At 75.2% G+C, this 2,244-nt stretch carries 3 protein-coding genes; 2 read left to right on the top strand and 1 reads right to left on the bottom strand.

From position 1 onward, the window contains the following. Together KBX39_RS29335 and truA are read left to right on the top strand one after the other, a co-directional pair. Positions 1 to 327 (top strand): bL17 family ribosomal protein (locus KBX39_RS29335; RefSeq protein WP_210873638.1); only part of this gene is annotated, 327 nt, incomplete at its 5' end. Positions 328 to 397: 70 nt separating this feature from the next. Beyond that, positions 398 to 1,231 (top strand): tRNA pseudouridine(38-40) synthase TruA, encoded by an 834-nt coding sequence (gene truA / locus KBX39_RS29330; RefSeq protein WP_043328248.1) that lies wholly within the window; start codon positions 398 to 400, stop codon positions 1,229 to 1,231. 7 nt (positions 1,232 to 1,238) lie between these two features. On the opposite strand, the gene KBX39_RS29325 is transcribed toward truA, so the two are convergent. Next, on the bottom strand, positions 1,239 to 2,244 hold a 1,006-nt coding region (locus tag KBX39_RS29325), incomplete at its 5' end, for a hypothetical protein (RefSeq protein WP_247660726.1).

Below are 2,244 nucleotides of genomic sequence, written 5' to 3'. Positions count from 1 at the left end.
CTGTTCGACCAGATCGCGCCCCGGTACGCCAACCGCAACGGTGGCTACACCCGGATCGTGAAGACCGGTCCGCGCAAGGGTGACGCCGCTCCGATGGCGATCATCGAGCTGGTGGAGGAGCTTCAGGTCGCCGAGCCGAAGGCGAACAAGAAGACCGCCGCCCGGAAGGCCGCGCAGCAGGACAAGGTCGAGGCCCTGGCCCCGGCCGAGGAGAAGCCGCGCTCCAGCGAGGGCGACCAGGACGCCGAGGCCCCGGTCTCCGCGTCGGGTGACACCGCCGCCGCCCGCGAGGACAGCGACGAGGCCACCGAGAACGACAAGGCCTGAGATCAGGCTCGACCGGGCCCGGCATCCCCTCGGGGGTGCCGGGCCCGTCGCCGTCGACAGGAGGTACGAGGTGGACGAGCGGATCCGGCTGCGGCTGGACGTCTCGTACGACGGCACGGACTTCTCCGGCTGGGCGCCCCAGCCGACCCGGCGCACCGTGGCCGGCGTGCTCATGCAGACGCTGGACCTGGTGCTCGGCGCGGGCACGGCGACCGGCCTGACGGTGGCCGGGCGTACCGACGCCGGGGTGCACGCCACCGGGCAGGTCTGCCACCTCGACCTGCCCGCCGCGGTGTGGCGGGAGCACGAGGGTCGGCTGCTGCGCCGGCTGGCCCGGCTCCTCCCGCCGGATGTGCGGGTACGCGCCATGACCGAGGTGCCGGCCGACTTCGACGCCCGCTTCTCGGCCACGTTCCGGCGTTACGAGTACCGGGTCACCGACGCCCCGTGGGGCGCCGAGCCGCTGCGCCGCCGGGACACCCTGGCCTGGCCGAAGCCGCTGGACCTGGCGGCGCTGAACGCCGCCGCGGCCGGGCTGGTGGGCGAGCACGACTTCGCCGCGTACTGCCGGCGCAAGGAGAACGCCACCACGCTGCGCGAGGTGACCCGGCTGGACTGGCGGCGCGACCCGGACGGGATCCTGGTCGCCACCGTGCAGGCCGACGCGTTCTGCCAGAACATGGTGCGCAGCCTGGTCGGGGCGATGCTGGTGGCCGGTGACGGGCGGCGGCCGGTGCAGTGGCCGGCCGGCCTGCTGACCCGGCGTGAGCGCTCCAGCGAGGTGACTGTGGCGCCCGCGCACGGCCTCGCCCTGGTCGCTGTGGGCTACCCGGCCGACCCGGCCGAGTACGCCCGCCGCGCCGATCTGACCCGCCGGTTGCGGGTGCCGGTGGCCGAGGGCTGACCGGAGGTCAGTCGGTGCCCCGCTGACCGGCGCTGTCCCCGGCCGACTCCGCGTCGGGCTGCCCGGCCGTTCCGGCCGCCGCACGACGGTCCAGCACAGCCCGGTTGAGGTGCAGCTCGACCATGTCGTACATGATCTCGCGGGCGGCTGCGTCGTCGCTGGGGATGCGTTCCCCGTCGGCGCGCGTGACCAGGCAGTAGGCGACGTAGTGTCCGCGTACCTGCCAGGCGACCCGGGCCGCGGCCTTCTCCACCACCTCGGTGTCGTCGCCCGCCGCCATGCCACGGAACCGTCCCTGGCGCGCGTCGAGCAGCGGCCGGATGCGGTCGCGTACCCGCTGGGCGGTGGCCACGTCGGTGAGGTTGAACAGACCGGCGGTGATCAGGTGGTCGCCGTCGGGGGAGCGGAGCGTGCCCCGCACGACCTGGTTGCAGCCGAGCCGGACCAGCAGGTCGGCGATCTCGCCGGTGGCCGCTACCTGACACTTCGTACTGGCCTGGGTCTTGAGCACCCGGTACGCCGGCTTCCCGTCGGTGAGCACCAGGTCCTTGGTCGGGAAGACCTCCTTGGCGGTGAGCGTCGCCTGGTCGGTGTCCCGGGAGTCCAGGTCGGTGCCGCCGGCCGGGGTGCTCGACTCGCTCGGCTGCGGGGTCGGCTGGCCGGCGGACGGCGTGGCCGTCCGCTCGTCCAGCAGCGCCGCGACGGCGAGCCCGGTGAGCGAGAGCAGCAGCAGTACGGCGGCGCCACCGACGAGCGCCTGCCAGAACCGGCTGCCGCCGTTGCGGCGGTCGGCGCGCCGGGCCCGGGGCAGTTCGGAGACGTCGCCGGCGCGGGCGGTCGGGTTGGCGGGGATCGGCACTGTCGGCCGGTTCGTCGCCGCCGGTACGGGCGCGGGCATGGGTGGCGCGGGCTGCGGCACCGGGGACGGCTCCCGTGGTGGCGCGGGCCGTCCCGGTGTCGGCGCCGGGGCCGGTGGCGCCGGAACGGGTGCGCGGGTGTCGTCCGCCACCGCC

The sequence above is a fragment of the Micromonospora sp. D75 genome (assembly GCF_018070405.1).
Lineage (GTDB): Bacteria > Actinomycetota > Actinomycetes > Mycobacteriales > Micromonosporaceae > Micromonospora > Micromonospora chalcea.
This window is presented reverse-complemented; position numbering and strand designations above follow the sequence as displayed.